4 protein-coding genes and 5 pseudogenes are annotated in these 7,853 nt (G+C 61.4%); 6 read left to right on the top strand and 3 right to left on the bottom strand.

The genetic code is table 11. The features are described 5' to 3' along the window. A pseudogene (locus C9413_RS23970) lies at positions 1–249 on the top strand (SLOG family protein); the annotation flags it as partial. Between the two features lie 163 nt (positions 250–412). Here C9413_RS23970 and C9413_RS23965 read toward each other — a convergent pair. From C9413_RS23965 to C9413_RS23955, 3 genes and pseudogenes are all read right to left on the bottom strand, one after another. Then, positions 413–556 (bottom strand): annotated as a pseudogene (locus C9413_RS23965) (WGR domain-containing protein); the annotation flags it as partial. Between the two features lie 64 nt (positions 557–620). Then, positions 621–1,463, bottom strand: coding sequence for a calcium-binding protein (locus C9413_RS23960; RefSeq protein WP_170250989.1), 843 nt, complete (start codon positions 1,461–1,463; stop codon positions 621–623). Between the two features lie 639 nt (positions 1,464–2,102). After that, a pseudogene (locus C9413_RS23955) lies at positions 2,103–2,857 on the bottom strand (IS6 family transposase). A 166-nt stretch (positions 2,858–3,023) separates the two neighbouring features. Here C9413_RS23955 and C9413_RS23950 point away from each other — a divergent pair. The 5 genes and pseudogenes from C9413_RS23950 to C9413_RS23930 form a co-directional block, all read left to right on the top strand. Continuing rightward, positions 3,024–4,016, top strand: a complete 993-nt coding sequence (locus C9413_RS23950) for an MsnO8 family LLM class oxidoreductase (RefSeq protein WP_040114165.1) — start codon at positions 3,024–3,026, stop codon at positions 4,014–4,016. 24 nt (positions 4,017–4,040) lie between these two features. Then, a pseudogene (locus C9413_RS23945) lies at positions 4,041–5,387 on the top strand (LLM class flavin-dependent oxidoreductase); the annotation flags it as partial. 29 nt (positions 5,388–5,416) lie between these two features. Continuing rightward, positions 5,417–6,607: pseudogene (locus tag C9413_RS23940) on the top strand (M20 aminoacylase family protein). Between the two features lie 8 nt (positions 6,608–6,615). Beyond that, complete coding sequence (locus tag C9413_RS23935; RefSeq protein ID WP_082046664.1) at positions 6,616–7,167, top strand: GNAT family N-acetyltransferase; 552 nt, start codon at positions 6,616–6,618, stop codon at positions 7,165–7,167. Positions 7,168–7,202: 35 nt separating this feature from the next. Then, positions 7,203–7,853, top strand: a 651-nt coding sequence (locus tag C9413_RS23930; RefSeq protein WP_170250988.1) for an ABC transporter permease subunit, incomplete at its 3' end; no start/stop codon positions are given.

The following is a 7,853-nucleotide window of genomic DNA, read 5'->3' as shown; positions in this document are numbered from 1 at the left end:
ACTGCACGGAGGTTCGCCCAAGAGTGCCGAGCGCATCGCCGCCTCTGGGCCGAAGCCCGTAAGGTCACGCAGATCAGCTTCAAGCCGAATTGGACGAAACACGCCAAGGCCGCCCCCTTCCGGCGCAACGACGAAATGCTCTCGGTCATGCCGGCCGGGCTGATCGCTTTCCCCGGCAGCGGTATCACCGGCAATCTCGCCGACAAGACGCGCCGGCTCGGCATCCCGGTCTGGCGGGCCGGCGACTAGGCCGCCTAGTCATGAGGGTTCTTCTCATACTGTCGATAAGCCGGTCACTGCGTAGCGGCCGGTTTTTCATTTGCCTTCCCAGTGGCAAAGATCGACGTTGTCGATTATATTGGCAGCATGACCCAGGAACAGGACATTTCGCGCAAGGTAGAGCAGACGGCGATCGTTTCTGTCGCAAGAGCTGGAGGAAGAGCCCAACGGCCTCCTCCTCGCGTTTGAAATGATGCACCAGCCTCTGACCGCCAGCACCGATGCGTCCCCATCGACGGATCAGGCACGCTTCCCCGAACAGCGTCGGCTCGATCGAGCCGCGCGGCAAGCTGAAAACGCTGCGCCCTACTAGGCGCTGCGGACCATACCAAGAAGCGGAATCAGACGAAGGCGAAGGCCGAAGCGCTCAGGTGCAGACTGGCTAGGTTGGACACACTGTCCACCGCAGACAGGTGAGCGAACACATCCACGTGATTTCCCGAGGTGACATAGGCGAGATCCGCCGTGTGGGTCTTGTAGTTGTGGTAGACGATGATGTCGCCGGCGCTCTCGCCGGATATCGCGCTCGCGGCGGCAGAGCCATCGGCGAAACTACGGTCGGTGATAACCACGACGTGCTCGCCGTTCGCACGCCAGGCATCGCCGCTGTAGAAGGTGTCCACCGGGTAACCTGACTGCACGCTGGCGTGGTTGATGAAGTTTGCGCCAACGCCATCGTTGTAGAGCCCCGGCGCATCGAAGGCGAAAGTATCCTGCTCCGGGTCGAAATCCGCGATGGTGGTGATATCCGGGTCGGGCCCCTGTTTCGGAAGCCCGGGCATTGGGTTATGCTGCCCGGGCATCGGGTCATGGAACTGGAACACGAACGTGTCGCGGCCTCCGTCACCCCTTAGCCAATCCCTGCCGTCACCGATGAACAGAACATCATCGCCGCCACCGCCGCGGACATAGTCATTGTCCTGACCGGCCACGCGGGGTTGGTATCGATCATTGCCGCCGTATAAAACGTCGCTGCCGTCTTCGCCGTAGACCTGGTCATTACCCGGGCCGCCAAACACCCGGTCATTCCCGGCGCCACCGAAGGCTCGGTCAGTGCCCGCGCGACCGTCGATCCAGTCATTGCCGCCGTAATTCCAGAGCAGATCGTCATGATCGCTGCCGATGAGGGTGTCGGGCTCCTCGCTGCCCTTGAAGAACTTTTCCCAGAACTTGAAATTTCCCATCGCAATGGTCCTTGTGATCTAGCCGCCCAAACGCCCGTGTGATGCCTTCAATACCCTTCGTCGGTGAATCAGCATAATCGTTTGTATTGATCGAATGCATCCGCATCATGGATGGATCGCCGCGCACTTTGGCCTCATCGTCGCGATGCCCTACTATGTCGAGGACTATCCCGACATGATCGAGCCCGCTTACATCGCTACGGACTTTACTGGTGCGAGGCGGGGGGCAATGATCTCTGGGATTACGTCCCTCGGGAAATGGCGCGCTTTCGCCGCATGCTCGGCGAGAAGGCATTTTTGTTGACAGTGGATCTGGAGCTCCCCGAGGAGGAAGAGACCGTGAGGTCTGCCGATTACAAATCCGGAGGACATCGACAACGAGTGCTATGAATATCTGCACGGCTGCGGCGAAGCCGAGGAGCACTCCGCCATCTATCACCTCGTATAGGGTGATGACGGCAAGGACGAGGTGGAATGAGACGCGAGGCGGCAGATCCCGCCTCGCGTCTCTGCTCCAACATCGAAGCCCTGCCGGCCGGATCGACCGGCCAACAGGCCTGATGAAGAGATAGCTGATCGGCTTGACCGGCGATGTCACGTTGTTTCACGAACGCGCGGACAAGGGCCTTGCCGGTGAACTCAGGCAACTGCGCCGGTCACGGCTTTCCACTGCGCCATGGCGCGGAGCCGATGAATGTAGGTGGATAGAGCCGAGTGTTTCTGGCGGGGCGGGACGAAAAGGGTCTCGGACGGCTGAGAAGACTGAGATAAAACGTTGCAAGCCGCCGGCAGATCGAAATCCCCTGCATTATCCGTTCTCGTTTGCGAAGTGGCACGTGAGAATTCTCAGCGCGATTGTTCAGGCCTTTGTGCGATCGATGTTCGATAGCGGGCATCACGTCCCGTCTTGCCGCCCCATATGAGCGCAGCTTGTCGGTGACGATGCGCGTCGGCACCCGTCCTTGCTTCTTCAGCAGGCTGACCAGTAAACCGCTTGGCAGCTTTGGTGTCGCGGCGGGCCTGAACGATCTCGTCGAGAACATAGCCCTCCTGATCAACGGGGCGCCAAAGCCAATGTTTTCGGCCGCCGATGGAAATCACGACCTCGTCCAGATGCCAGACATCTTTTCGCGACGGCTTCTTCCTACGCAACTGCTTGGCGTAAGCGGCCCCGAATTTGCGACCCCATCGCCGTATCGCTTCGTAAGACACAACAATGCCGCGCTCTAACAACATTTCCTCGACCAACCTGAGGCTTAAAGGAAACCGGAAATATAGCCAGACCGCATGCGCGATGATCTGCGGTGGAAAGCGGTGGTTCTTGTAGCTGATGGACGATGCGTTCATCTCAACCGAATTATCCGCCAACCGTTAAGGTGCCGACAACGTGACATCGCCGCTTGACCTGTTCTGACAGCTTTCCGGCATCCAATTTTGCATCTTGGGCGCGGCCGCTTTTTTCACGCAACGCCGTCGAAAGAGAATGTCATTTCTTATAATGAAGTTTGTCTACTGATTTTATAGACTATAATTTGCAACCAGCGAGCGGATCGTGGTGTCATGACCTACCTCCTCAGCCTTCTCGACAAAAGCCCGATCGAACAGGGTCTCACCGCTGTAGATGCATTGCGGGCGACGGTGAAGATTGCCGCCCGGGCCGAGGAACTCGGTTATCACCGCTTCTGGGTCGCGGAACATCACAACATGTCCAACCTGGCGAGTTCAGCGCCGGAGGCGCTGATAGCATATCTTCTCGCTAGGACATCGAGAATACGGGTCGGCTCCGGCGGCGTCATGCTGCAGCACTACAGCGCCTACAAGGTCGCCGAAACCTTCAATCTTCTGGCATCGCTTGCCCCGGGACGCGTCGATCTCGGTGTCGGCAAGGCGCCGGGCGGATTTCCGCTCGCAACGCGCGCCCTGCAGCTTGCCGTCGATCCGGCGAGAAAGCCGGATTTTGCAAGCCAGCTTTCCGATCTCAACACCTATCTTGCCGCCGATCCCAGTTACGACGGTGCGCAGGCGACTCCTTTCCCGCCGAGGGCTCCAGAGCGCTTCTTGCTCGGCGCCAGCGTCGAAAGCGCCGAACTCGCGGCCGAGAAGGGCTGGGACCTTGTCTTCGCCGGCCACCTGAATGGCGATCCCGACAATCTGCGCCAGACCTTCGAAGCCTATGAACGGGCCTCGGGCGGCAAGCGCCCCCTGCTGGCTCTCGCAGCTTTCGCCGCCGAAAGCGAGGACTATGCCCGCGAGCGTGTCGGAGACTTGCACATCGTCAAGGTGTTCCTGCCGAACGGCCAGACCGTCAATGTCGGCAGCGAGGAGCAGGCGGCCGAATTCGCCCGGCAGGCCGGTGTCACGGATTACCGGATCGAGGAGAAGGTGCCGAACGTGCTGCACGGCACCGCAAAACAGATCCGCAAGCAACTGGACGAGCTCCACCACCGCTACGGCGTCAAGGAGTTCGTGCTCGACACGCCGGCGCTTTCAACCGCTGACCGCCTGGCCTCCATCGAGCTGCTCGCCGCCGAGCGCCTTTCCCTCGTCGCCTGACCGTTTCCAAAAAGGATTGATCCCATGGCTCAAAAACACGTCACGTTCGGCATCATGCTGCAGGGTCCCGGCGGTCACATGAATGCCTGGAAGCATCCAAGCGGACCGGCCGATGCCAGCGTCAATTTCGACTTCTTCGTGACGACGGCGCGCAAGGCCGAGGCGGCGGGCATCGCTTTCGCCTTCGTCGCCGACGGGCTCTACATCAACGAGCAGTCGATCCCGCATTTCCTCAACCGGTTTGAGCCGATCGCCATTCTCTCGGCGCTGGCGGCCTCCACCTCGAAGATCGGCCTCGTCGGTACGGTTTCGACTTCCTACAGCGATCCCTTCACCATTGCCCGCCAGTTTGCCTCGATCGATCTCATCAGCAGCGGCAGGGCAGGGGGGAATGCGGTGACCTCGCCGCTCGAGGGGTCGGGACGCAATTACAATCGCGAGCATCCCGAGCACGAACTGCGCTACGAGATCGCCGAGGACTACATCGATGCGATCAAGGGCCTGTGGGATTCCTGGGACGACGACGCTTTCGTGCGCAATCGCGAGACCGGCGTTTTTGTCGACAAGGCGAAGATGCATCGCCTCAACCATAAGGGCCGTTTTTTCCGCATCGAGGGGCCGCTCAATATCGGCCGCTCAAAGCAGGGCCAGCCCGTCGTCTTCCAGGCGGGCGCTTCGGATTCCGGCATCAGGCTTGCCGGCAAGCATGCCGACGCCGTCTTCACCAATGGCGGGCCGTTGGAAGAGGCGCAAGCCTTCTACCGTCAGCTCAAGGATAGCGTCATTGCTCATGGACGGCCTGCGGCGGAAGTCGGCGTCTATCCGGGCATCGGCCCGATCGTGGGGAAGACGTCCGAGGAAGCGGAAGCCAAGTACGAGACGATCCGCAATCTCGTCACCATCGAGGAGGCGCTCCTCTATCTCGGCCGTTTCTTTGATCACCATGATTTCAGCGTCTACCCGCTCGATGAGGCGTTCCCTGACATTGGCGATATCGGCAGGAACAATTTCCGCGCCACCACCGACCGCATCAAAAGGACAGCGCGCGAGAAGGGGCTGACGCTTCGGCAGGTCGCGCTCGATTCCGCGACGCCGCGCACCGCCTTCATCGGCACGGCGGAGCATATTGCCGATGAGATCATCCGCTGGGTGGATCATGGCGCCGCCGACGGCTTCATTCTCGGCTTCCCCGTCATCGCCGAAGGCTTTGCGGATATCGCCGAGCACGTTCTGCCGATCCTGACCGAGCGCGGCTATTTCGATCCGGTCCTGAAGGGCGAGACGCTGCGCGACCATCTGGGCCTGCCCTTCAGGGAAAGCCGGTATGCGGCGGGCGCCGATCAGCTCGAGCAAGGAAGGGCTGTCGGCGCCGGCGGCGCCCGCGGATCGCCCCGGCGCCCATTGCTCAGAACCCGCGCCGCCACGCTCCACTGGGCCAGGCGCACGTCGCGTGACGCGACGAGATCATCGCGCTTCGCCACGATCTGCACCAATATCCGGAGCTTGCCTTTCAGGAGCTCAGGACCAGCAAGCTCGTGGCATCCCGCCTTTCCTCCTGGGGCTATGAGGTGGCGACGGGCGTTGCCGGCACCGGCATCGTTGCCACCCTCAGACGTGGTGAGGGCAGGAAGCGGATCGGCATCCGGGCCGACATGGACGCGCTGCCGATCGAGGAGGCGACCGACCTTTCCTATGCCAGCAGCAATCCCGGCGTCATGCATGCCTGCGGCCATGACGGTCATACCGCGATCCTGCTGGCGGCCGCCCGCTATCTCGCCGAAAACGGCAATTTCAGCGGCACGCTCAGGCTGATCTTCCAGCCCGCCGAGGAGATCGGCGCCGGCGCCCGCAAGATGATTGCCGAAGGCCTGTTCGAACGGTTTCCCGTCGATGCGGTCTTCGGTTTGCACAACTGGCCGGGTGTACCGACGGGGCAATTCGGTTTCGTCACCGGCCCGGCCATGGCCTCGGTCGATCAGGCGGTGATCAAAATCGTCGGCAAGGGCGGCCACGGCGCCGAGCCGCACCGCGCCGTCGATCCGGTGCTGGCTTCCGCCTCCTTCATCACCGCGCTGCAAAGCGTCGTCTCGCGCAATGTCGATCCGCAGGATATGGCGGTCGCCACCGTTGGCTCGATCCATGCCGGCTCCGCCTCGAATGTCATACCCGAGAGCGTGGAAATGAAACTCACCATGCGGGCCTTCAGCGAGGAGGTTCGCCAGCTGCTGCAGGAGCGTATTCCAGCCCTTGCCCGTGCCCAGGCCGAAAGCTTCGGCGCGGCGGCGGATGTGAACTACCGGCTTGGCTTTCCGGCGCTGGTCAATCACGCCAAAGAGACGGCATTTGCCCGTGATGTCGCCTATGACGCACTCGGCCCCGCGGCTATCGAGAGGGATTTCCGGCCGAGAACCGCGAGCGAGGATTTTGCCTTCCTGCTGCAGGCCAATCCCGGCAGCTACCTTTTCGTCGGCAATGGCGACAGCGCCCCTCTCCACAGCGCCCACTACGATTTCAACGACGCGATCATCGCGCCGGCCGCCCGCTACTGGGTGCGGCTCGCCGAAACCTTCCTCACTGATGACAACGGGTGACGAACGATATGAGCGATACGTTTCTCTATACGAGCCCCCTCGATCCCCGCGCCAAGCCGCTGATCGATGAATTGATCCACGAATATGACAGCCGCTACGGCACCTATTTCAATGCCGAAGGCGCCGCAGCCGAATTGAACCGCTATCCCCCCGAAGCTTTCGCGCCGCCTCACGGCAATTTTCTCCTGTTGATCCGCAATGGCGAAACCATCGGCGGCGGCGCCTTCAAGCATTCCGACGATCGCACCGCCGAGTTCAAACGCATCTGGACACGCACGGACCTGCGCCGCCAGGGCCTTGCCCGCAAGGTGCTGGTGGAACTGGAGGCTCAGGCGGCCCGCCAGGGATACACCCGCATCTATCTGACGACCGGTTTCCGTCAGCCCGAGGCCGTCGGCCTCTATCTGAATTATGGCTATACCGCTCTCTTCGACACATCAGTTGATCCCGAGATCTACAAGAGCCTGCCTTTCGAGAAGGATATCACCCATCTCGTTCCACCGGTCTTCGGCACCGAGGCGGCCGAACCGCGCCTGCGCGTGGCCGGAGCAAATCTCTGAAGGCGACAAGACGATAATCATAAAAGGGAAGCACAATGGCACTGACGACGGATTTCGCGGGCATTGAGCCAGGCAGCAGAACGGCAGAACCGAAGCAGGACTATTCCCGTTACCGCATCGTGCCGGCGCGCCATCCCGAGCGGCTCGCAGGCACGATATTCGCGGCCGTCGTCATCATTGCCGTGCTCTATTCCACCTTCACCAATCCGCGCTGGGGTTGGAGCGTCTTTGCCGAATGGTTCTTTGCCGAACCAGTGCTCGTCGGCCTCGGCAGGACATTGCTCCTGACTGCTCTTGCCGCCATATCGGGCTCCATCCTCGGAACAGCCCTGGCGCTTGCCCGCGTCTCCAAGTCGCCGCTGCTATCAGGCCTTTCCTGGGGTTATATCTGGCTGCTGCGCTCGATCCCTATGATCGTGCTGCTCCTGATATTGAACAATCTCGGCTATCTCTATGAAACGATCAGGATCGGCATCCCGTTCACCGATAGGGTCTTGTTCGATTACCCCACGGTGCAGCTGCTGACGCCCTTCGCCGCTGCCTACCTCGGCCTGACGCTCAACCAGTCGGCCTTCTTCGCCGAGATCGTCCGCGGCGGCATTCTGTCGGTGGATCATGGGCAGCTGGAGGCCGCAGCCGCACTCGGTCTGCCGCGCCGCCGCCAGGCCTTCCGCATCGTGCTGCCG

It is taken from the genome of Rhizobium sp. SEMIA 4085 (genome assembly GCF_013004495.1).
Classification (GTDB): Bacteria; Pseudomonadota; Alphaproteobacteria; order Rhizobiales; family Rhizobiaceae; genus Rhizobium; species Rhizobium gallicum.
Note: the sequence above shows the minus strand (reverse complement) of the source record. Positions and strands in the feature narration are given on the sequence as shown.